Below are 454 nucleotides of genomic sequence, written 5' to 3'. Positions count from 1 at the left end.
TTGGCATATAGGCCAAAATACGACTTTTAACGTTAATCAACGAATATCAACAAACGCTGTCGTATCAAGGCTTTAGGCTAACGTCAATCAACGCCAATTACCCTAAAAACGGAGATGGAGGGATTCGAACCCTCGCGCCGCAGAACGACCTACACCCTTAGCAGGGGCGCCTCTTCAGCCAACTTGAGTACATCTCCATGGCTCCACAGGTAGGACTCGAACCTACGAACGATCGGTTAACAGCCGATAGCTCTACCACTGAGCTACTGTGGAATAATTAAATTTTTATCAAGCACAAATACTATTATATCAAGCATCTTAATATTTTCAAGAGAAAACCTAAAAAAATTAACGGAACATTTACACTTTAGTTGCACTTGTTCCGCTAATATTTAATTTAGTATGCTAATGTTGATTTTTCAAATACATCTTTATAACATCAAGTACACTATAT

2 tRNA genes are annotated in these 454 nt (G+C 38.8%); both read right to left on the bottom strand.

What is annotated here, in order from left to right:
- Window positions 1-109: 109 nt before the first annotated feature.
- Window positions 110-197, bottom strand: a tRNA-Ser gene (locus J1M81_RS25165).
- A 1-nt stretch (window position 198) separates the two neighbouring features.
- Window positions 199-273: transfer RNA gene (locus J1M81_RS25160), tRNA-Asn, on the bottom strand.
- Window positions 274-454 lie beyond the last annotated feature (181 nt).

Origin of the sequence: Rhodococcus sp. KRD175 (assembly GCF_017168275.1) — a bacterium.
Lineage (GTDB): Bacteria > Actinomycetota > Actinomycetes > Mycobacteriales > Mycobacteriaceae > Rhodococcoides > Rhodococcoides fascians.
The sequence above is the reverse complement of the archived record's forward strand: the minus strand, read 5'-3'. Positions and strand labels throughout refer to the sequence as shown.